Origin of the sequence: Bacteroides sp. L10-4 (assembly GCF_013373675.1) — a bacterium.
Lineage (GTDB): Bacteria > Bacteroidota > Bacteroidia > Bacteroidales > Bacteroidaceae > Bacteroides > Bacteroides muris.
The window spans coordinates 40161-62780 of sequence record NZ_JABXJH010000012.1 but is presented as its reverse complement, the minus strand read 5'-3'; the positions used below and the strand labels follow the sequence as shown (position 1 = coordinate 62780).

Annotated in this window: 18 protein-coding genes and 1 tRNA gene; 11 read left to right on the top strand and 8 right to left on the bottom strand. The window is 45.4% G+C overall.

The genetic code is table 11. The features are described 5' to 3' along the window. Positions 1 to 122: 122 nt before the first annotated feature. Both HU824_RS05925 and HU824_RS05920 read right to left on the bottom strand, forming a co-directional pair. Positions 123 to 674 (bottom strand): response regulator transcription factor, encoded by a 552-nt coding sequence (locus HU824_RS05925; protein ID WP_016274544.1) that lies wholly within the window; start codon positions 672 to 674, stop codon positions 123 to 125. Position 675: 1 nt separating this feature from the next. Beyond that, positions 676 to 921 (bottom strand): hypothetical protein, encoded by a 246-nt coding sequence (locus tag HU824_RS05920; RefSeq protein ID WP_016274543.1) that lies wholly within the window; start codon positions 919 to 921, stop codon positions 676 to 678. A 172-nt stretch (positions 922 to 1093) separates the two neighbouring features. On the opposite strand from HU824_RS05920, the gene HU824_RS05915 reads away from it, so the two are divergent. The 3 genes from HU824_RS05915 to HU824_RS05905 are packed head-to-tail and all read left to right on the top strand — an operon-like array spanning position 1094 to position 2078. After that, positions 1094 to 1576, top strand: a complete 483-nt coding sequence (locus HU824_RS05915) for a helix-turn-helix transcriptional regulator (RefSeq protein ID WP_176468364.1) — start codon at positions 1094 to 1096, stop codon at positions 1574 to 1576. A gap of 32 nt (positions 1577 to 1608) precedes the next feature. Further along, positions 1609 to 1821 carry a hypothetical protein gene (locus tag HU824_RS05910; RefSeq protein WP_005850396.1) on the top strand — a complete coding sequence of 71 codons (213 nt, stop codon included), beginning with the start codon at positions 1609 to 1611 and terminating at the stop codon, positions 1819 to 1821. After that, positions 1821 to 2078 (top strand): hypothetical protein, encoded by a 258-nt coding sequence (locus tag HU824_RS05905; protein ID WP_016274541.1) that lies wholly within the window; start codon positions 1821 to 1823, stop codon positions 2076 to 2078. The genes HU824_RS05910 and HU824_RS05905 overlap by 1 nt, the downstream gene beginning before the upstream one ends. 391 nt (positions 2079 to 2469) lie before the next feature. Here HU824_RS05905 and HU824_RS05900 read toward each other — a convergent pair whose 3' ends face one another. After that, positions 2470 to 3813 carry a phage integrase SAM-like domain-containing protein gene (locus HU824_RS05900; RefSeq protein ID WP_016274540.1) on the bottom strand — a complete coding sequence of 448 codons (1344 nt, stop codon included), beginning with the start codon at positions 3811 to 3813 and terminating at the stop codon, positions 2470 to 2472. A gap of 97 nt (positions 3814 to 3910) precedes the next feature. Further along, positions 3911 to 3982: transfer RNA gene (locus HU824_RS05895), tRNA-Arg, on the bottom strand. A 326-nt stretch (positions 3983 to 4308) separates the two neighbouring features. Here HU824_RS05895 and HU824_RS05890 point away from each other — a divergent pair. Together HU824_RS05890 and HU824_RS05885 are read left to right on the top strand one after the other, a co-directional pair. Beyond that, positions 4309 to 6156: a 2-oxoacid:acceptor oxidoreductase subunit alpha gene (locus HU824_RS05890; RefSeq protein WP_136010039.1), complete on the top strand. Its 1848-nt coding sequence runs from the start codon at positions 4309 to 4311 to the stop codon at positions 6154 to 6156. 28 nt (positions 6157 to 6184) lie between these two features. Then, the gene (locus tag HU824_RS05885) at positions 6185 to 7189 is read left to right on the top strand and encodes a 2-oxoacid:ferredoxin oxidoreductase subunit beta (RefSeq protein WP_176468363.1); all 1005 of its coding nucleotides are present in this window, start codon (positions 6185 to 6187) and stop codon (positions 7187 to 7189) included. 99 nt (positions 7190 to 7288) lie between these two features. On the opposite strand, the gene upp is transcribed toward HU824_RS05885, so the two are convergent. Continuing rightward, the gene (gene upp / locus HU824_RS05880; RefSeq protein WP_136010037.1) at positions 7289 to 7948 is read right to left on the bottom strand and encodes a uracil phosphoribosyltransferase; all 660 of its coding nucleotides are present in this window, start codon (positions 7946 to 7948) and stop codon (positions 7289 to 7291) included. Positions 7949 to 8244: 296 nt separating this feature from the next. Here upp and pckA point away from each other — a divergent pair, with 296 nt between their 5' ends. The 5 genes from pckA (at position 8245) to HU824_RS05855 (ending at position 17360) form a co-directional block, all read left to right on the top strand. Further along, entirely contained in the window at positions 8245 to 9852 is a 1608-nt protein-coding gene (pckA, locus tag HU824_RS05875) for a phosphoenolpyruvate carboxykinase (ATP) (protein WP_136010036.1), read from the top strand. Between the two features lie 744 nt (positions 9853 to 10596). After that, positions 10597 to 13746 (top strand): TonB-dependent receptor, encoded by a 3150-nt coding sequence (locus HU824_RS05870; protein ID WP_176468362.1) that lies wholly within the window; start codon positions 10597 to 10599, stop codon positions 13744 to 13746. Positions 13747 to 13765: 19 nt separating this feature from the next. Continuing rightward, positions 13766 to 15688, top strand: coding sequence for a RagB/SusD family nutrient uptake outer membrane protein (locus tag HU824_RS05865; protein ID WP_176468361.1), 1923 nt, complete (start codon positions 13766 to 13768; stop codon positions 15686 to 15688). Positions 15689 to 15706: 18 nt separating this feature from the next. Continuing rightward, the gene (locus tag HU824_RS05860) at positions 15707 to 16561 is read left to right on the top strand and encodes a discoidin domain-containing protein (protein ID WP_176468360.1); all 855 of its coding nucleotides are present in this window, start codon (positions 15707 to 15709) and stop codon (positions 16559 to 16561) included. A 145-nt stretch (positions 16562 to 16706) separates the two neighbouring features. Then, on the top strand, positions 16707 to 17360 hold the full coding sequence (locus HU824_RS05855) for a nitroreductase family protein (protein WP_176468359.1): 654 nt from the start codon (positions 16707 to 16709) through the stop codon (positions 17358 to 17360). A 90-nt stretch (positions 17361 to 17450) separates the two neighbouring features. Here HU824_RS05855 and typA read toward each other — a convergent pair whose 3' ends face one another. Further along, a complete protein-coding gene (typA, locus tag HU824_RS05850) occupies positions 17451 to 19250 on the bottom strand; it encodes a translational GTPase TypA (protein WP_136010031.1) in 1800 nt (599 codons plus the stop codon). Between the two features lie 159 nt (positions 19251 to 19409). Here typA and rpsO point away from each other — a divergent pair, with 159 nt between their 5' ends. Beyond that, positions 19410 to 19679 (top strand): 30S ribosomal protein S15, encoded by a 270-nt coding sequence (gene rpsO / locus HU824_RS05845; RefSeq protein WP_005830737.1) that lies wholly within the window; start codon positions 19410 to 19412, stop codon positions 19677 to 19679. Positions 19680 to 19741: 62 nt separating this feature from the next. Here the strand turns inward: rpsO and HU824_RS05840 are convergent, their stop codons facing one another. Beyond that, on the bottom strand, positions 19742 to 20398 hold the full coding sequence (locus HU824_RS05840) for a hypothetical protein (RefSeq protein WP_136010030.1): 657 nt from the start codon (positions 20396 to 20398) through the stop codon (positions 19742 to 19744). Between the two features lie 212 nt (positions 20399 to 20610). Then, positions 20611 to 22608, bottom strand: coding sequence for a SusD/RagB family nutrient-binding outer membrane lipoprotein (locus tag HU824_RS05835; RefSeq protein ID WP_136010029.1), 1998 nt, complete (start codon positions 22606 to 22608; stop codon positions 20611 to 20613). Between the last annotated feature and the right edge of the window lie 12 nt (positions 22609 to 22620).

The following is a 22620-nucleotide window of genomic DNA, read 5'->3' as shown; positions in this document are numbered from 1 at the left end:
AGTTGGTGCGAAGCTGAGAACGCAATAGCACATACCAGGAAAGTAACCCCTAAAGCACCGAATATGGAGCAACCAACCAAATTTAAAAACGTGTCCAAACTCATATCAATGTTGCATTATTGTTATTTGAATAAGTTGTTTTGCATAGCATACCGCATAAACTCAGGGAACGAGTGTACACCGACTTTCCTAAAACTGTTTTTTCGGTGATTATTAACGGTATTCAAAGAGATAAATAGTTTGTCCGCTATTTCTGAATCTGATTTTCCTTCATAAAGCAGCCTCATCACTTCAAACTGTCTATCCGATAGCTTTGAATTAAATTTGGGTGCGCAAATGATCTTATCGCTTTTACACTCGCCACGTAGAGGACACCCGACAAATTCAAAGCGGAAATTCCAATTCTCATCAACATCTATCACATTATCGTATAGACCAAAGTTGCACTTTATAAATCTCCGTACAGCCAAAAAATCACGGTAACGCTTATTTTCAGAACTCTTTGAGTAAATTTCCATCAAAGCCGTATAAGCCTCAGTATAAAATTCTCTCAGTATTTCCAAGAAAGCCTGGATAAACTCAGTATCACTTTCTCTAAGTTGCCTTTCCGCTTCACCTAAAGGACGCATAGTAACTTCGCCTTCTGGTGTGGTGTAAAATTCGATAGGTTTCATATTACGATACTTCAGGGAATAAATACTTAGCAGGAACTTTAAACTCTTTCTCTAAAACAGATTGCGCCAACGCATCCGGCTTTTGTGTTCCAGCTATCCAACACCGCACGGTTTTTACGGACTTCTTAGTAATCTTAGCCACCTTTTCTACAAATTCTGTTTTAGGAGCTTTGATACTACTTCTTTCGGGCAAACTCTTATACATTTGCGTAAAAGTAGGATAGTCTTTTTCTGTTAATTCGCTCATTTTCATTTGAAATATTATCACTCCTATAGGTTATTTTGCCTATATTTGTGGTGTTATTACTTTTATTACGTTGCAAATATATGTAACATTGGCAATATTACCAAATAAACCTCGTAATATTTTAGTAATATTTCAAGGAATATTATCATGTTATATTTTAAAAAGTCAATAAATGATTGATTTAAAAAGACTTAGGAAAGAAAAAGGAATCACACAGAAAGAATTAGCTCAACTTCTTTCATGTGGGCAGAGCTTTATTGCCAACGTAGAGAATGGCAGAAGGGATTTACCACCCGTCAAAATTGAAATATTAGAAAGGAAATTTGGTAATATTTGCAGTTATATTACCAATGATATAGAAGAGATAAAGCCGATAGAAAATAAGCCTAAAACCATTGCGCCAAAACAACATTCACAGACTGAAAAAATGGAAGTATCTACAGATATTCTGTTTGCTGGTGCAGACGCTTTTTCCAGGCAGCTAATACAGCTAATGAACGAGAAGCTGATAGCACCCTATTCTATGATTACCGAGAAAGAAAAAGAGATAGAACGGTTAAATAGAGAAATAGGTCGCCTCGAAGCATTGTTAGAGGTAAGCAAAAAAATGAATGCCCAGCAGGAAGATGTTGCAAAATGTGCAGATACCGTATAGTATTTGGCTTTAAACAGATTAAATATTAGAGTATGGAAGATTATAGCAAACTTGTAATAGAATTGTACAGAGAGCAATTCTTGGCTTATACAGTAGGTTTACCCGTAAACGTAGATAGCATTTTCAGTGTTCAAGATTGCCTTCTTAAAGCGATTGATAAAGCAAAGGTTAATAATGAGCCTACAGATTACCTGGTGAATTTGAAAAATGAAGTTGATTTTTTGAAGTACCAAATTCTAAGATAATGAATAATGCAGAAGCTAACAGACCTATTGCAAACCGTTTCTTTGAAGCCTTTGATGCTCTTGTGGCAATGGGTAAGATAAAAAGCGTGAGAAGCTATTGTGATCCCAACGGTGTAGATAGGCGAAATATGGAGTTACTTCGTAAAGATCCTACACGAAACTTACTACAACCATTTTGGCTGGTTCCTTTGATTACTGAATATGGTGTTAGCGCAAAATGGCTTCTTACTGGAAAAGGTAAGATGTTAGAAAAATAAAGCGATACTTTAAACAGTGTCGCTTTTTCTTTTCCCCTTAACAATCCCCTATATATACTCTATTATTAATATATAATCTTCTTATTATTATATTATATATATACCCCCGTTTAAGTTTTGCTTAGGCAATTTGCTTAAGCAAAAGTGTTTTTTGTGCAAATCATCACAAAAGCCGCTTGTATTGTAACAAACTGATAATCAGTTATATATTAGTGGTTTGATATGCAAACATACGGATACAACAAATTTTGCTTAAGCAATTTGCTTAGGCAAATCTTCAAGCAAAAATAACATTTTGCTTACCTTTTTGCTTAGGCAAATTGCTTAACCAAATTGCTTAGGCATTTTGCTTAAGCAAAACGCAAAGCATTATACACCAACAAATTACACTTTATTGGTGTGCTGTTGTATCATCTTCATTTTGCCTAAGCAAATTGCTTAAGCAAAATAGTTTTCTTTGTACTTTTTCATTTATAGGCTCCTTAGTTTCGCTGATATTTATATTCACCAGGTTAATTACTTTCCTGTTCGCTTGATCTATAGGATCCCATGATTTTTTTATGTAGATGTCCGTTACCCTCATACTATCATCAACATGATTAAGAGAAGTATGTACGGTGTATTTATCTACTCCTGCATCATTTAAAGCTATGGTAGCCCATGAGTGCCGAGCTGCGTAAAACTCCAAATCATCTACACCAACTAACTTTCCTACTTTCTTTAACCCCTTGTTTAGAGCCGTACTGAAAGTATTTACATCTGCATACATCGTATAAAACCTGAATACCCTTTTTCCTGTAGGATCCCGATATTTATCTACAAGAACTTGGTATTCCGGTTCTACTTTGATTGAGATTTCAGCTTTATCAATGCGCCTTTCTTTGGTTTTTATTCTTTGGTATGTAATACGTCCGTTCCTATAATCTGTACAATTATATAAGTCTATAGCATTCATGCCAATTAAACCAAAGCTCAGCAAGAACACATCTTTTGCAAAATTGAATCTATTAGTACCGGGCTGGAGTATCTTAGTATATTCCAAATTTGCAATAGCTTGTATTTGCTCAACCGTCAAAGCTCGCTTTCTCGTTGCCGGAAGTTTCGGGAAATCAATGTGAGAAAAAGGGGAATAAGGTATTCGGATAACTCCAGCATCCTCATCGTTGAACTCTTTTTTCGCTCTGTTGTATATAGCCCTCATCCTATTTAAATAGTTGTGAGTTACATACCCCCTTGTTACATTTGGCTGTTTGGTTATCCAATCAGCCCAATTTTGCAAAAACTTAGCTGTTATTTCGGATAACATAACCTTTTCCCGACCAACAAACTTAACCAATGATCTAACAGCACATATATAGGTATCTGCATTACCTCCATGTCCTGCTTCTTTCATTCGTTTTATTTCCTTCCAGGTGTAGGCTACAATATCAAGATCAAATTTTTCATTCTCATTATCGGTAGTAATGATTCTGATAATTTGCTCCATAGTCATACTGGTTTGCCTTTCACCCCAACGATCCAAACGTTTACGATACGTCCTTATCATTTCATCAGTAAGATCTATGTAATGCTGATTTTTGATTTTAAAGGTTTTCTGGGTAATATCTTCCTTATATATAAAATAAGGTGTAGCCAGGTATCGCTTTTCTCCGTTGTGTGTTACACGTATCTTAATATTATAGGTTCCGTCCTTCTTTTTTTGATGGGCGTAAACCTCCGCTTTAAATGTTGCCATAACTTTTGTAGAATATTTGTAGAACTATTTACTGCAAAAGTACCTCACTTATGCGGATTATGCGGTAACACGATCACTACCAAAATCTGTCATTTTGTACCCCCGATGGGAATCGAACCCATATTTTCGGTTTAGGAAACCGACGTTCTATCCGTTGAACTACAGGGGCTTACAAGTATGCTGTTATCAATCTTTCTCAAAGAACTCTTTGTTATTTCAATACATTCCTCTATCTTTGCTGTCTATGTAGGTGAATGTTTAGGAAACATCTATTCTATCCGTTGAACTACCAAGGCAGGCTTCTGCTGTCCGTAAAGGAGCAAGCCCTTCTGCATATTTCCTGCTATTTGCAGCAGATTGCGAGTGCAAAGATAATGCTTTCCATCGATTTTCCGAAAAAAGTTTTGTTAATCCGATTAACTTTACGAAATTTGTCCCAATGAAAAATACATTAACCTCTAAAAGAACTATTTAATTCATAGTAAATCGTAAGTTATGGCAAACGACATGATGGTCAAAGAACTGGAGCAAGTGGTAGTCCGCTTCTCCGGAGACTCCGGCGACGGTATGCAACTCGCCGGCAACATCTTCTCTACAGTTTCGGCTACGGTGGGCAATGACATCAGCACATTCCCCGACTATCCGGCAGACATTCGCGCCCCGCAAGGATCGCTTACCGGCGTTTCCGGTTTTCAGGTACACGTCGGTGCAGACAAAGTCTATACACCTGGCGACCAATGCGACGTGCTGGTAGCCATGAATGCCGCTGCGCTGAAAACACAATATAAATTCGCCAAACCGACTGCCTGTATCATCATCGACACAGATGCTTTCCAGAAGTCGGACTTGGAAAAGGCTGCCTTCAAGACCGATAATCCGATAGAGGAAATGGGCATCAGACAAGATGTGATAGCCGCCCCCATCTCGCAGATGGTGAAAGACTGTCTTGCCGACACGGGTATGGACAACAAGTCGATGATGAAATGCCGCAACATGTTTGCCGTAGGCTTGGTATGCTGGCTCTTCAACCGCGACCTGAAGATTGCCGAAGACTTCATCCGCGAGAAATTCGCCAAAAAGCCCCAGATTGCCGAAGCAAACATCCGGGTAATACACTCCGGATACGACTATGGGCACAACACGCACTCCTCCGTATCACACACGTACCGCATAGAGAGCAAAGCCACCGTACCCGGCCGCTACATGGACATCACGGGGAACAAGGCGACTGCCTACGGCTTCATCGCCGCCGCCGAAAAAGCAGGACTAAGCCTATACCTCGGTTCCTATCCCATCACTCCCGCCACCGACGTGCTGCACGAACTGTCCAAGCACAAATCGCTGGGTGTAAAGACCGTGCAATGCGAGGACGAAATCTCGGGTTGCGCCTCTGCCGTAGGCGCCTCGTTTGCCGGCGCACTGGCCGTCACTTCCACTTCGGGACCGGGCATCTGCCTGAAATCCGAAGCCATGAACCTGGCCGTCATCATGGAACTGCCGCTGGTAGTGCTCGACGTACAGCGCGGCGGTCCGGCCACCGGACTCCCTACCAAATCGGAACAGACCGACCTCTTGCAGGTACTCTTCGGCCGTAACGGCGAAAGCCCCATGCCGGTGCTAGCCGCCACGTCACCCACCGACTGCTTCGAAGCCGCCTACGAAGCTTCCAAGATTGCCTTGGAGCACATGACTCCCGTCGTGCTGCTGACCGACGCCTTCGTAGCCAACGGCTCGGCCGCCTGGAAACTACCCGACCTGAAAGAATATCCCGCCATCTGCCCGCCCTACGTGCGCCCCGAGATGAAAGGCGAATGGACTCCCTACCAACGCAACCCCGAAACTGGCGTACGCTACTGGGCCGTGCCGGGCACCGAAGGATTTGCCCACATCTTGGGCGGACTGGAGAAGGACGACAAGACGGGTGCCATCTCTACCGATCCCGAAAACCATGACCTCATGACGCACCTGCGCCAGGAAAAGATAGACAAGATTGCCGTGCCCGACGTAGAAGTGCTGGGCGACCGCGACGATGCCGACCTGCTCATCGTGGGCTTCGGCGGAACCTACGGACACCTGCACGCCGCCATGGACGAACTGCGCTCAGCAGGCAAAAAGGTGGCCTTGGCCCACTTCAAGTACATCAACCCGCTGCCCAAGAACACGGCCGAAGTGATGAAGCGCTACAAGAAAGTCGTAGTGGCCGAACAGAACATGGGACAGTTCGCCGGCTACCTGCGCATGAAAGTAGACGGATTCGTGCCCTATCAGTTCAACCAAGTAAAGGGACAGCCGTTCCTGGTGAACGAACTGGCAGAAGCCTTCAGCAAGTTAATGGATAAATAACCAACCATCAATTTTAAAGCAAAACATTATGTGCGAATATACAGCAAAAGATTATAAGAAAGGACAACCCCGCTGGTGTCCGGGTTGCGGCGACCACTTTTTCCTGGCCTCCCTGCACAAAGCCATGGCCGAGATAGGCGTGGCTCCCCACAGCATCGCAGTGATTTCGGGTATCGGCTGTTCCAGCCGCCTGCCCCACTACATGAATACCTACGGCATGAACACCATTCACGGTCGTGCGGCCGCCATTGCCACAGGCTGCAAGGTGGCCAACCCGCAACTGGCCGTCTGGCAAGTGTCGGGCGACGGAGACGGACTCGCCATCGGCGGCAACCACTTCATCCATGCCAACCGCCGTAACATCAACCTGAACATGATTCTACTGAATAACCGCATCTACGGCCTGACCAAAGGACAGTACTCGCCCACGTCGCCCCGCGGATTCGTCAGCAAATCATCGCCCTACGGTACTGTAGAAGACCCCTTCCGTCCGGCAGAACTCTGCTTCGGCGCACGTGGCCACTTCTTTGCCCGCGCCGTAGCCACCGATGCCGCCGGTACCATAGACATCTTGAAAGCCGCCTACAACCATAAAGGTGCTTCGGTATGCGAAATACTGCAAAACTGCGTTATCTTCAACAACGGCACACACGACATGGTAGCCAAAAAGGAAGACCGTGCCAAGAACGCCATCTACCTGAAACACGGCGAACCGATGCTCTTCGGCGAAAACAATGAATATGGACTGGTGCAGGAAGGATTCGGCCTGAAAGTAGTGAAGCTGGGCGAAAACGGAATCACCGAAAAAGACATCCTGGTGCACAACGCCCACTGCGAGGACAACACCCTGCAACTGAAGCTCGCCCTGATGGAAGGTCCCGACTTTCCGATTGCACTCGGCGTCATCCGTGATGTGGAAGCTCCTACCTACGACGAGGCTGTGGAGGCGCAAATAGCAGAAGTATCCGCCCAGAAGAAATACCACAACTTCGAGGAGTTGTTAATGACCAACGATACGTGGGAAGTGAAGTAATCTTCCCGACGTAATATAAGAATGGCCCTTGTTTTATCATGCCCTTCATCAAAGCCTCCAAGGCAGAGATGAAGGGTTTTTCATAAGAGTAAAGGCAACTCAGATTTTCTCGCCAAACGCCAGATCGCCCGCATCTCCCAGCCCGGGCACAATATAGGAATGCTCGTTCATCTCCGGGTCGATGGCTGCACACCACAAGGTTACTTCATCTCCGGGAAACAACTTTTCCAGATGTTCTACACCCTGCCGACTGGCTATGACACAAGCTATCTGCAACTTGGCCGGCATCCCCTTGGTGATGAGAGCCTTCCAGGCCAGTTCCATACTTTCACCCGTGGCAAGCATCGGGTCTACAATCAATAATGTCTTCTTGGACAAATCCGGAGTAGCGATGTATTCGATGTGTACATCCACCGTGCGGCATTCCTTATCCTTATAATAACGGTAAGCTGAAACGAACGCATTTCCGGCACGGTCGAACACGTTCAGGAAACCCGTATGCAAGGGTAGTCCGGCACGGAAAACAGTGGCAATCACCACCTCGTCATCGGGGGTGCTGACCGGTGCCACTCCCAAAGGAGTCTGTACCCGCTTGATGGAATACGTCAGTTCCTTACTCATTTCATACGCCATTATCTCTCCAATGCGTTCAATATTACGCCGGAAACGCATACGGTCACCTTGGACTGCTACATCACGGATTTCCGCCACGTATTGGTTCAAAACGGAATTTGCCTCGGCAAAGTTGATAACCTTCATAACTATAAATGTGCTAATGTGCTGCAAAGTAAACGAATTTCACCCAATTTGCAACATTCAGTTAGCAGATCTTGTTATGGTTTTATAAAAGATTTCTCATTAGAGAAAAATTTCTCTAATAGGGCCTTTCTTTAAAAAGAAAGTATTACTTTTGTAGGCGAAAGACAAGGGACTTACTGAAAAGCAGGAAAAAAGAGATTTTTCTACACCCGTTTTCCCTTGTAAATCAAAGGAAAAAAGGAATTAAAGAAAAGAGAATATAAACCAAATACCAACATTTTAAATCATTAAAAGAAATGGCAAATTTAGATTTAAGCAAGTACGGTATCCAAGACGTGAAGGAAGTTTTCCACAACCCGTCTTACGATGTACTGTTCGCAGAAGAAACCAAACCAGGTTTGGAAGGTTTTGAAAAAGGTCAGGTAACTGAACTGGGTGCTGTAAATGTAATGACAGGTATCTATACCGGTCGTTCCCCTAAAGATAAATTCTTCGTAATGAATGAAGCCAGCAAGGATTCTGTATGGTGGACTTCTGAAGAATACAAAAACGACAACAAACCTTGCTCTGAAGAAGCTTGGGCTGACCTGAAGGCTAAGGCTGTTAAGCAGCTGAGCGGCAAGCGTCTGTTTGTTGTCGATACTTTCTGTGGCGCCAACCCCGCTACCCGTATGAAAGTACGTTTCATCATGGAAGTGGCATGGCAGGCTCACTTCGTAACTAACATGTTCATCCGCCCCACAGCTGAAGAACTGGCTAACTACGGAGAACCCGATTTCGTATCATTCAATGCTTCCAAGGCAAAAGTTGACAACTACAAGGAACTGGGCTTGAACTCTGAAACAGCTACTGTATTCAACTTGAAGACCAACGAACAGGTTATCCTGAACACTTGGTACGGTGGTGAAATGAAGAAGGGTATGTTCTCTATCATGAACTACAAGAACCCGTTGCGTGGTATCGCTTCTATGCACTGCTCTGCCAACACCAACATGGAAGGCACTGACTCTGCCATCTTCTTCGGTCTGTCAGGTACAGGCAAGACTACTCTGTCAACCGACCCGAAACGTCTGTTGATTGGTGATGACGAACACGGATGGGATGACGAAGGTGTATTCAACTACGAAGGTGGTTGCTACGCTAAGGTTATCAATCTGGATAAAGAAAGCGAACCCGACATTTACGCTGCCATCAAGCGTGACGCTCTGTTGGAAAACGTTACAGTTGCTGCTGACGGCAAGATTGACTTCGCCGACAAGAGCGTAACTGAAAACACTCGTGTTTCTTATCCTATCTACCACATCAACAACATCGTTAAGCCGGTTTCCAAGGGTCCTCACGCTCACCAGGTAATCTTCTTGTCTGCCGACGCATTCGGTGTATTGCCTCCGGTATCTATCCTGAACCCTGAACAAGCTCAGTACTACTTCTTGTCAGGCTTTACTGCCAAGTTGGCCGGTACAGAACGTGGTATCACTGAACCGACTCCGACATTCTCTGCTTGCTTCGGTGCTGCTTTCTTAAGCCTGCATCCTACTAAATATGCAGAAGAGCTGGTTAAGAAGATGAACAAGGTTGGTGCTAAAGCATACTTGGTTAACACCGGTTGGAACGGTACCGGCAAACGTATCTCCATCAAAGATACTCGTGGTATCATCGACGCTATCCTCGACGGTTCTATCGACAAAGCTCCGACGAAGGTTATTCCTTTCTTCGACTTCGTAGTACCTACTGAATTGCCTAACGTAGATCCGAAGATTCTTGATCCTCGCGACACTTACGAATGCGCTTGCCAATGGGAAGAAAAAGCAAAAGACCTGGCTGGCCGCTTCATCAAGAATTTCGCTAAGTTCACTGGCAACGAGGCTGGCAAGGCTTTGGTTACTGCTGGTCCGAAACTCTAATAACAGCAATTTGCATAAAGTTAAAGCGGCTCCCGAAAACGGGAGCCGCTTTCTTTATATGAGCAAATTCAAAAGCTAGTCTGCACAATAAAAACGCGGCCCACCAGTAAAATAATGACTCCGCACACTTCCGAAGCCACCTTCACCGCCAACCCTCAAAAATAGAAAGAAATTTCAACGCAGCCTAAATAACAGATAATATTAAGAACTTATCATCAGCACTTATAATCGCACCATACAGAAAATAATAATTCAGGGAAGCCTTCATGTGCAAATTGTACTACAAGTTCTGTAGGAACTCGGTAAAGCTTCAAAGGAATAATTTGCTAAAATGAATTATCTTTTGCAAAGATATCTGTTCTTTTTAATAAAAGAAGTAATTATCGTTTCTTTTTTAAAATATTTTAGTATTTAATGGAATAGTACTGCTCTTCCATGTTATGGCATATTAGTGCAACCGGAAAGCAGGATACGTGCATAAGTCTGTCAGGAAGACAGTACAGGAAAAATATAACTAAAAGGCTTTTAATGCTACCCCACTACGGAAACGAGGTTGATAGGAAACACGAAATAAGTTCCTACAGAACTTAAAAGATAAACGACTTCAAAACCTAATTAAATAAAACCTTTTTTATTAACTATAATTATACAAAGAGAATGAAACCACCCTAATGTAACATGGAAAAAGTAAAAAGAGTTTATCAAAACATTTAAAATCAAAACCTTGAATTAGTAAAAAGTATTATGAGAAAGAAAGCACTATTGGTGGCCCTCTTAGGAGGATATTTCCTTGGGGCACAAGCAGTAGAAGTTCCTATTATCAATGAATCGGCCATTGTGCAACAAGCAAGTAAAATGCAAGGTACAGTGGTAGATGAGACAGGAGAGCCGATAATCGGCGTAACTATCCAAGTAAAAGGCAAACCCAATCTAGGGACTATTACCGATGTTGACGGTAATTTTTCCATCAATGTTTCTCCGAAAGACGTTTTGGTGATTTCGTTCATTGGTTTCGTAACGCAAGAAATCAAAGTAGGAAATCAGACTTCACTCAGAATTACATTAAAGGAAGACAGCGAAGTCCTGGATGAAGTTGTAGTAACGGCTTTCGGTACAGGGCAGAAAAAAGAAAGCGTGGTAGGTTCCATACAAACCGTGCGACCTTCGGACTTGAAAGTACCGTCATCTAACTTATCCAACTCTTTTGCCGGGCGTCTCTCCGGTGTGATTGCCTACCAACGTAGCGGACAACCGGGTAGTAATGGCTCCGATTTCTACATCCGCGGTATATCTACTTTGAGTGGTATGACTTCACCGTTGATTATTCTGGATGGCGTGGAAGTCAGTTCCGCCGACCTCAATGCACTTGATCCCGAAATCATCGAAGGATTCTCTATTTTGAAAGACGCCACGGCCACAGCCATGTATGGTACACGTGGTGCAAATGGTGTAATGATTGTTACCACGAAAAGTGGTGCCGATTCGGAAAAGCCCATCATTGGTGTGCGTGTGGAAACGAATATCACTACTCCCACCCAAATTCCAAGTTTCGTAGACGGCTACCGTTACATGGAACTTTACAATGAAGCCGTGACCAGTGAACAGACCGGAAACATTCTGTATACCCAAGAACAGATTAACAACACACGCAATGGCGTGAATCCTTATATCTGGCCGAATGTAGATTGGTACGGATCATTGTTCAATGACATGGCTTTCAACCAGAAGGCAAACTTCAATATTCGTGGCGGTACGAAAAAAATCACCTATTTCATGAACGTGGGTGTCAATCACGAAACCGGTATGTTGAAGAACGAGGCTTCCAAGTATTTCTCTTATAAGAACAATATTGATTTGATGAAATATACTTTTCAAAACAATATTGACTTCCACATGTCCAAAAGCTCTACTATCTCCTTGCACCTGAATGTACAGCTGAATGACCTGACTCAGCCAAACACCTCTGTGGGTGACCTATATGGAGCCGTAATGAACTCCAACCCGGTAGACTTCCCCATCGCTTATCCGGCAGACGGCGTAAATAACTGGGTATATTGGGGAGCTTACGCCGGCGGTAACGACCAGGGAGCCGTGAACCCCATGGCAAGTCTGACCAACGGTTATCAGGATATCTTTGAAAGTACGGTGATGGCCAATATCGATTTTGAACAGAAACTGGACTTCTTGCTGAAAGGACTCCGTTTCAAGGCCTTGTTCTCTTATAAAAACTATAACAAGACGACCACCATGCGTAGTCAAGGCATTAACCGTTATACCTTGACCGGATATGAACAGAATCCGGACGGTACCTATAACATGACGATTTCTCCGTTCGGTTCGTCCAACCCTACTAAGCCAGTACTGAGTACGACCTCTTATGTTGGCGGAGACCGCCGCATTTATTTCCAGTCATATCTGGACTATAACCAGAAATTCGGCAACCATAATTTCAATGGAATGGTGTTGTGGAATATCGACCAATATGACAGCAATGCTCCTACTGACTTGGTGGCATCTCTTCCCCGTCGCAAAATGGGTTTTGCCGGTCGTGCATCATACGATTATGCCGGCCGCTACCTGATGGAAGTAAATGCCGGTTACAACGGTTCCGAAAACTTTGCCAAAGGACATAAATGGGGATTTTTCCCCTCGGTAGCTGTGGGATGGAACGTTAGCCAAGAAGCTTTCTTTGAACCGATAAAAGATATCATCTCCAGCCTGAAACTCCGTGCTTCTTACGGTCTGGTAGGTAACGACCAGCTGTTAGATTCAAGCAACCAGATTATCCGCTTCATCTATATGTCGGACATCACCCTACAGAGCGATAATGCAAGCTTCACCACCGGTGACAAGCAGCAGACTACTTTAAACGGCCCCGTGTATACACGTTATCAGAACAACGACCTGACATGGGAAGTGGGCGAGAAACTGAACGTAGGATTTGATATGCAGCTATTCAATTCATTGAATATCAATGTGGACGTATTCCGCGAAATCCGTCGCGACATCTTCCAACAGCGCTACTCCATTCCTAACTACCTGGGTACGGCAAGTACAGCCGTTTACGGTAACCTGGCCAAAGTAAAGAACAGCGGTTTCGACTTGTCAGTAGATTATGGCAGACAATTGAACAAGGACCTTGCTATTCAGTTCAAGGGCACGTTTACTTATGCGCACAACAAGATTCTGGAATATGACGAAGCTCCAGGCGTACGTCCTACGCTTTCAAACATCGGTAAGAAACTCAACACCATCTACGGCTATATATCCAACGGTCTTTATATAGACAGAGCCGATATCGACAACAATCCGACTTCTACATTGGGCAATATCGCTATTGCTCCGGGTGACATCAAATATGTGGACCAACCGGACAAAAACGGTAATTATGATGGAAAAATCACCAGTGATGACCGCGTAGCCATGGGCTATCCCACCGTACCGGAAATCGTTTACGGTTTCGGACCCTCTCTCTCCTATAAAAACTGGGACTTCTCCTTCTTCTTCCAGGGAGTGGCGAATACTTCGCTGATGATGTCTGGCTTCGCTCCTTTCGGAACGCAGTATAACCGTAATGTATTGTCTTGGATTGCCGATGACTATTGGTCTGAAACCAACCAGAACCCGAATGCCAGCCATCCGCGCCTGACCAAGAACGATAACAATCACAACATGCAATCCTCCGACTATTGGTTGCGCAACGGTGCTTTCCTAAAACTGAAAAATGCAGAAATCGGCTATACATATAAGAAAGCCAGATTCTACATCAGCGGCATCAACTTGCTGACTTTCTCTCCGTTTAAGCTTTGGGACCCGGAAATGGGTGGAGGTAAAGGCTTAAGTTATCCTACACAGCGTACTTTCAACGTTGGTTTCCAATTGACATTTAAATAACCCGATAAAAATGAACAGTATGAAAAAGTTCTATAAAATATTCATCGTGATGGCGTGTTTGCTGTTGGGTGTTTTGTCTTCGTGCGATTATCTGGACGTGGTTCCCGATGAAAAAGCTACAGAAAAAGATGCGTTTGAGGACAAGGAAGCAGCCAGACGTTTCATCTATTCTTGCTATGCTTATATCCCCAATCCGAGAAACGGCACCTCGTCTCTCGATCTTTTTACCGCTGATGAGGTGGTAACAGCATTTGAGCATGAAACATTCGCTTCTTTTCCGAAAGGAAACTATTCCGCTTCCCGTCCGGTTATTTCCTATTGGAACTCTTTGTTCCAAGGAATCAAGCAGTGCTACATCCTATTAAACAACATTGACAAGGTTCCGGCATTGGAGGCATCCGTCAAGGCCGATTACATTGCCCAAGCCAAGTTCCTGATAGGTTACTATCACTTCTTGCTGGTGCGTAGCTATGGTCCGGTAATTCTGGTAAAGGAAGAGCCTTCACTGATTACACCTGCCGACCAATATTCGCCCCGTTCTTCCTATGACGAGTGTGTGGACTATGTATGCCAGATGCTGGACGAATCGGCCGAAGGCCTGCCCGCCACCCGCGTCAACGAGCATTACGGGCTGGCCACCAGTGTGGCTGCCAAGTCCATCAAAGCCAGAATGTTGCTTTATGCAGCATCTCCTTTGTTCAATGGAAACAGTGAGTTCTATGCCGACTTTAAAGATAAGGACGGCAACGCACTGATGCCTCTTACATACGATGCCGGCAAATGGCAGAAAGCCAAGAGCGCATACGAAGAAGCTATCCGTGTGGCAGAAGCTGCCGGATACGGGCTCTACAAGAAAACGGACTATATGTTGGACGGTTTTGATAACGTGGAACCGGTAGATCCGGTGCAGCACACGTTGCGCTATACGGTAATCGAGCCTGCCAATAACGAGGTGATTTGGGCTGATTGCCGCTCGGAAGGTGCTTACAGTATACAGAACAAGTCTTTGCCTTTCTGCAATGGTTCGGCATACAATGGCGTGTCTCCGACACTTGCCATGCTGAAGCGTTTCTATACCGAAAACGGTCTGCCGATTGATGCGGATCCGGCTTTCCCGAAAGGCAACAGCATTTATGAATCGACCACTTTGGGCGAGGAGAATGCAAGCATCGGTGATCCTGAAGCACAGACCATCCGGTTCAATCTGAATCGCGAACCCCGTTTCTACGCTTGGGTGGCCTTCCAAGGAGGTTTCTATGAAATTCTGAGTGCCACGGACGGCACTGGCGCTTATGATGCTGATGCAAGTTACCAGAAATACAATTTGGCAGTCAATCAGGGCAAATTGGTCTGTGACTTTGTGATTGGCGGCAACACTTCACGCCAGCCGGAAGGAAGCACGTTGCGCACAAACAACTATTCACCTACCGGATACCTGAACAAGAAAGGAGTAGTGCCGGGTTATAGTGTACGTACATCTCTGTACTATCCTCCATTTTATCCGTGGCCGGTAATCCGTCTGGCCGAACTTTATCTGGGGTATGCCGAAGCTTGTGTGGAATGCAACGATTTGTCCAATGCCAAGAAGTATTTGAACGAAGTTCGTAAACGTGCCGGCATACCTGATGTGGAAACTTCCTGGAATGGCATTGCCACATTAGACCAGAACAAGATGCGTGAGATTGTGCGTCAAGAGCGTACTATCGAGTTCTATCTGGAGAATCACACTTTCTGGGATTTGCGCCGCTGGAAGGATGCCGAGCGTCATTTCAGTGTAAAAGCAAAAGGTATGAATATTTTGGGTAAGAATATTGAAGAATTCGCACAAGAATCAGAAGTTTCTTTTGAACGCAAATTCGAGAGCCCCACTCAATATCTGATGCCTGTCCCCGTGGAAGATGTCAACAGAAATCTGAATCTGGTTCAGAATCCTGGTTATTAATGAAAAAACAGTATGAAAATGAAAAATACACTTAAATATTTTGTAGGGTTGCTCCTCTCCGGAGCTGCCCTGCTCACCAGCTGCGACAACGAGAGCGGTATTACTCCGGGTGAAATCACTGATTTGACAGCCGAAAGTACTCCGGGCTGCATTATATTGCGCTGGAACACTCCAGAAGAGTCTAATATCCGTTATATTGAGGTGAAGTATTACGATCCATTGTTGAAAAAGGATGTGATGCGTACTGCAAGCGTCTATGCAAACAGCATCGAAATCCCGGATACTCGCGCCAAATACGGGGAGTATAACTTTACGGTGCAGAGTGTCAGCGCCACGGGCGACAGAAGTGCCTTACAGAGCATTTCAAAGGTTTCAGAGCCGGCAGAGCCGACTTACGTCAGCACACAAATTGCGTTGACTGCCGCTGATTTATCTACAAACGCGCAGGAACCCAGCGAAGGTCCTATCGCCAATTTGCTGGATGGAAATACAGGTACATTCTTCCATACGGCATGGAGTGTAGAGATTCCGGGACCGCACTGGTTGCAAGTAAACTTGAAGAAAGAAATTACGGAAGCTTATAGATTTGAATACGCGCCGCGTAATGCCAACAACAGACCTACAGATTTTGATTTGATGGGTAGCATGGATGGCAACGAGTGGTTCTTGATAAAGAACTTCACCAAAGAGGCTGACGGCATTGCCGGTGACGGGACCTATGCTTCGGAAGTGTTTGATGTGGAACAACCGTTTAAACAGATACGTATTGTAGTCAACGAAACTAATTCAAAGAGCGTGTTCTGGACTATGTCCATATTCAAGTTCTATTCGGTTACTGTTGAAGACCCGGAAGCACCGGATACGAATGAATAGACACAATCTTCACCTTCAATTTAAATCTTAAAATCATTGGGAGGGGAAGAGGGCTTACAAGGAGCTTTCTTCCCCTTTTTGCCGGATTTGCACTGATTTATTATCCCTTTTTACTAGATTTGCAAACACCAATTATCAAGACAATATGAAACGTATCAAACAAATGTTGACAGGTGCAAGTTTATTCCTACTTTGCAGTTGTGGTGCCCAAATTCAGAAAGAGATTCAAACAACGAAGTCTAATGTAGATGAAAGCAAAGCAAGTGCGGTGATTGAAACCATTATGTCACGCCGCAGCATCCGCCAGTACAAACCACAAGCCGTGAACCGCGACACCATGCAGATTATTCTGGATTGCGGCATCAATGCCCCCAACGGACAAAATAAACAGTCGTGGGAAGTTCGCGTAGTGGACAATCCTGAATTCATCAATGGCATTACGGAAATCTACAAGAAAGAAAATCCCCAAGCCGCCGAAGACCCGAAATTCAAGAACATGTTCCGCAATGCTTCTACAGTGGTATTTATTGCCAATGACCTGGCATATGACCTTTCGCAAATTGATTGCGGACTGCTGGGTGAGAATATGATTCTATCAGCTTGGTCCATGGGAATCGGTTCTTGCTGCTTGGGCGGTCCTACGCGCTTCATGACCTCTACTCCGGCTGCTGCCGAATATTTGAAGAGACTGGATATTCCGGAAGGATACCAGTTGCTTTACTGCATTGCTTTCGGCTATCCGGATGAGACGCCTGCCGCCAAATCCCGCAATGCGGCAAAAGTAAAATTCATAGATTGATTCCCGTTTGAATGACAACAAAAAAGGAGTGCCTTACCTTTCGGCAGGGCACTCCTATCGTATTATAGCAACTAAAAAAATTTCTATTTATCAGTTCTTGTTGGCACGCTTACGTTCAATCTCATCCAGAATAACCTTACGCATACGCATGGACTTGGGAGTAACCTCTACATACTCATCCTCCTTGATATATTCCAAAGCCTCTTCAAGAGAGAACTGTACGGGAGGAATCAGACGTGCCTTGTCGTCCGAACCACTAGCACGCATATTGGTAAGCTTCTTGGACTTCGTAACATTAATCACCAAATCGTTGTCATGAGAGTGCTCGCCCACTACCTGCCCTGCATAAACCTCTTCCTGCGGGAAGATGAAGAACTTACCGCGATCCTGCAATTTGTCAATGGCATAGGCAAAAGCCGTACCGGACTCCATGGCAATCATAGAACCGTTGGTACGCCGTTCAATTTCACCCTTATAGGGCTGGTATTCCTTAAAACGGTGCGCCATGATGGCTTCTCCGGCAGAAGCAGTCAGCACGTTGGTACGCAGACCGATGATACCGCGTGACGGCATGTCGAACTCAAGGTTTACACGTTCGCCGGTGCTTTCCATCTTCACCATTTCACCCTTACGGCGGGTCACCATGTCAATCATCTTGCTGGCATATTCTTCAGGAACATTGATGGTCAACTCTTCGATAGGTTCGCACTTCACGCCGTCAATCTCCTTGAAGATTACCTGCGGCTGCCCTACCTGCAACTCATATCCCTCACGACGCATAGTCTCAATCAATACGGAAAGATGAAGCACGCCACGGCCGGAAACAATCCACTTGCCGTCTTCCTCGCTCTTGCGCACGCGAAGGGCAAGATTCTTGTCCAGCTCCTTCATCAAACGGTCGTGGATGTGGCGGGAAGTAACAAACTTGCCTTCCTTGCCGAAGAACGGGGAGTCATTGATGGTGAAGAGCATGCTCATCGTAGGCTCGTCAATGGCAATGGGCGGCAACGCTTCCGGATTTTCGAAATCGCAGATTGTATCTCCAATTTCGAATCCTTCGATACCTACCAACGCACAGATGTCACCGGAAGATACTTCCCGCACCTTTACACGGCCCATACCTTCGAACGTATGCAGTTCCTTGATTTTTGATTTCACGATACTCCCATCACGTTTTGCCAAAGACACGTTCATACCTTCCTTCAGTGTGCCACGATGCACGCGGCCCACAGCAATACGCCCAGTATACGAAGAATAATCCAGCGAAGTAACCAGCATTTGCGGTGTACCCTCCAACTGTTCGGGAGCAGGAATATTCTCTAAGATACAGTCCAGAAGCGGATAAATATTATCAGTGGGCTGCTGCCAGTCGGTACTCATCCAGTTGTTCTTGGCCGAACCGTAGACAACGGGAAAATCCAATTGTTCTTCGGTAGCCTCTAGACTGAACATCAAGTCGAACACCATCTCGTACACTTCTTCGGGACGGCAATTGGGCTTATCCACCTTGTTCACAACAACAATAGGCTTCAAGCCAATCTGCAGGGCTTTCTGCAATACAAACCGTGTCTGCGGCATAGGGCCTTCGAAAGCATCCACAAGCAGGATGCATCCATCCGCCATATTCAATACACGTTCCACTTCACCTCCGAAGTCACTGTGTCCCGGAGTATCAATAATGTTAATCTTGGTGTCCTTGTAGTTGATAGAAACGTTCTTAGAAAGAATCGTTATACCTCGTTCACGCTCCAGGTCATTATTATCCAGCATTAATTCACCTGTGCTCTGATTGCTGCGGAAAAGGTTTCCGGCCAAAAGCATCTTGTCAACGAGCGTCGTTTTCCCATGGTCTACATGGGCAATAATTGCAATGTTTCTAATATTTTGCATATAATACCTATTATTTTCAGGCGGCAAAGTTAGTGATTTTGGATTAGATATGCAGTATAGATATGATTTTTTTGCTGAATATCATTGTGATATAAAAGTTTATCCCTATCTTTGCAGCCCCGAAAGGGAATAATTTATAATAACTTTTAATTAAACATTATGTATTTAGACGCTGCTAAAAAGCAAGAAATCTTCGGCAAATACGGAAAGTCTAACACTGATACTGGCTCAGCTGAGGCTCAGATAGCTTTGTTTTCCTACCGTATTGCTCGTCTGACTGAGCACCTTAAGCTCAACAGAAAGGATTATAGTACAGAAAGAGCTTTGACTATGTTGGTAGGTAAACGCCGTGCATTGCTGACTTACCTGAAGGACCGCGACATCACCAGATATCGTGCTATCGTCAAAGAACTCGGCTTACGTAAGTAATCTACTTGCGGCAAAACCATTAAAAGAGCGGGAAGTCCCCTTTGGGAAGTTTCCCGCTCTTCTTATTCATTCCATGCTGATTGCACAACGAGCACTTTCAATATCTCTTTCGGATTCTCAAAGTCGACTTTCTCACGCTCCATGAACGCTTTCATCTCCTGCTGCCTCCCTTTAGGGAAAAGTGCCAACAAGGTTTTCGCGTTCCTGAATTTCTTCCATTTGCCTTCTACACATATATAATAAGTGTTCTCCGTTGCCATCTTATAGACAGAAAGGTCCAGGTCCTGTTCGCCGTTGACACGCTGGTAGCGCGCGTTGACATCAATCGCCTGCACGCTTCCTTGGGTGACGGTTCCCATGGCTCCCTTTTTCCCTACACTTTTCGGAAGTATCTTCCAGTCGACAAAAAGAGTGGCGTTACGGTCGGTCAGCACTTCCAGGAAATGTCCTCCAAACGGAATGAAACGATGCTTGTCCACGGCTATCGTGTCGATGTCATCCAGATTCTCTACGACCATGTCCGTCGTTCCGTTCAGGAAATGCATCTCCTTGTTGATGCAATCGTAGTTAAACTTGCCCTTGGCAAACTGCCGGTTCCTCAACAGGACTTTCCCGGCGGTGAATTCTTTGAAGTAATAGCCTGTGGACTGCTGGGCATTGGCAAGCATAACGCTTCCCCATACCACCAGCAAGTCAATGCAAAGTGCTCTTGTTTTCATTGTCATATATAAAAGTATACCTTTTCAGACACATTTAGGTGTGTCGAAATGAAGAAAGACTAACATAATGATAGAACTCAGGCACGAATTTCACGGATTACACGGATTTTTTTCTTTTGCCAATCCGTGTATCCCGTGTAATCCGTGCCTAATCAAAAGGAAACAGAAAGTTTGTTCTGATACCCCCTTCCTTTTCCTATTCTATCTCAATCTTACTTGATAGCCCACCAAAGCGGAACCATCATGTTGTTCTCTCCACCGAGGAGCTGCAACGCGTGGTTGTATTCGGTCACGTCCGCATTTTCCAAAGAGGTCGGGTAGCGCATACGCTGAGTGAACATACCCCATGTCTGACCGTTCTTGCAAGACTGGGTAACGGGGTCGTAAGTCTTTGCGTTGTCCATATCCGAACCGGTCAATACGGTTTCTGCACCAGGCACTTCAAAGAACGGCAGCCCCAAACGACGGCGATCGTTCCACATTTCAACCACACCGTAAGGAGTGTTGGCGATATACTTCTGCGTGATAATCTTCGACAGGGCATCGTTCAGCTTGTGACCCTTGTACAGAGCCTTGGAAGCATCGGGATAGTGATACATTTTCTTGCCGGCGGTCTTGGTATAGCCGTCCACATAGTCAGCCTCGAAGTCAACGGGTTCTGCGGTGTGGTCAAAACTTGCCGATGTACCTACACGATTGTATACTTCCGAAGCCAAGTATGCGCTTGCATAACGCTCCAGTCCGTGATAAGCGAAACTGGAGGTAACGCCTGCCTCGTAAGCCGTCTTGGCATCCGTACCGGCACTCCATCCGCGAACGGCAGCTTCAGCCAGCAGGAAGTGAGTCTCCCACGGACCGAACCAGATACGTGCCTTCGAGTTGTTGCGATACTTCTCGCTCAGGAAAGAGCAAGTGTTCCAACTATTGACCACCACTTCGTTGAACTTGAATGTCGGACTCCAAGCGGTTCTTACACCGGAAAGCGCACCATTGAAGGTCAATGTAGCGTTTATTTTTCCCCAAGTATAAGTTTCTCCGTCCGTATCCAGCATACCACGCTCTTTATAACTTGAATTACCCTCTTCTGCCACCGTCTGCTTGGCCTCGTCACTGTAAGTGTTTGCCGTTGCATCGTTCGGCAGGTTGTAGAGCACGAAGGCGCGGGGGTCAACCGATTCGGGCACACCATCCAGCCATTGGTAGTTCATCGGGTTATCCGTATTTTCAGGATAGTGGTTCTTGAATTCCAGACCGATGTAGTTCATGGGCTTCACGTAAGGAGTGATGTCGGCCGTACTTTCGGTGATGGCATTGTAACTCTCCGCCGTCTTGATGCCGCCGATACCGGTGAGGATGTTGACCATGGATTGAGAGATGACATTGTCATTCCACGGACGGTTGTAAACACCTTCCCAGTCGCTCCATCCACCATATTCCTGGAAACCGAACAAATCAGCGTTGTCTGTCAGCAACGCGCTGCGAGCAGCGTCTTCAAACTCGCTCTTGGCTTTTGCCGCATCCACCTCGGAGAGACGCATGGCGTAGCGCAGACGGAGGGAATTCGCCAGTTTCTGCCATTTCGTCGGGTTCAGTTTGAAAGCCGCGTCCTGTTTGGACTCCTTTTCGCTAATATCAATATCCATCACCAATTTGGATTGTGCGTCCTTCAGTTCGGAAAGCATGAAGTCGTATACTTCCTGTACGCTGTTGAACGTGGGGTTCACACCTTGGAAAGCGTTCAGCGGGTAAGGGCCGAAGCAATCGGTGAAGTCCGCAATGACCATACAACGCCAGATGCGGGCAATCTGCCGTATATTGTTGTTATATTTCTTCTCACGCTCGTTGTAGTTTCCGGCAGCCTCGTTTTCGTCCACAAGCTTGATGGCATTGGTGGCTGCACTGATGGAGTTGGACGAGAAGCTGTAAAGGCAGCCGTTGTACTCGTCGCTGTAGCGGGCGGCGCATCCGAAGGTATTTTCACCGATGACGCGGGCAATAGAAGCCCAATTGTAAACAAATACACGTTCGTTGTCGTTCGGGTTCTGCTGTGCTTTCTGGAAAGAGGTGGCAAGCAGGTAGTCCGGGCGCATGCTTTCCGCACCGGCAGCGGAAGGGCTCAGATTGATTTCGTCGAAGTCGTCACAAGCAACCAACCCGACAGTCATGGTTCCCAACAGGAACCCATAGAGATATTTATTTATCTTTTTCATTGTAATTCTGAT